1 protein-coding gene is annotated in these 384 nt (G+C 59.6%); it reads left to right on the top strand.

The features are described 5' to 3' along the window. The coding region (locus AC1D0P_RS31535) for an ABC transporter substrate-binding protein (RefSeq protein WP_477680323.1) at positions 1-384 on the top strand (384 nt) is incomplete at both ends.

Genomic DNA, 384 nt, shown 5'->3' with positions numbered 1-384 from the left:
TCCCAGGGTCCCTGGCAGGGTTGGGCCTTCCAGCGCAAATACAATCCGGAAAAGGGTTTTCCGTTCACCTTCCACTTCTTCTGGGGCGCTGACGAGCTTGGCGTCGCCTATGCCAAGATGTGGGATACGCTGCCGACCAACAAGAAGGTCGGCACGCTCTATGCCGACAATGACGGCGGCCGGGCAATGCATGATCCCACGCACGGCTTCCCGCCCGCTTTCAAGGCGGCTGGCTATGACGTGATCGACAGCGGCCTGTTCCGCATGGATACGGACGATTTCTCCACCCAGATCGCCGCCTTCAAAGAGGCCGGGGTCGAGATTGTCGCCGGTCATGCTTTCGAAAACCATCTTGCCACCTTCTGGAACCAGGCAATCCAGGTC

The sequence above is a fragment of the Polaromonas sp. P1_G2 genome (assembly GCF_056405515.1).
The sequence above is the reverse complement of the archived record's forward strand: the minus strand, read 5'-3'. Positions and strand labels throughout refer to the sequence as shown.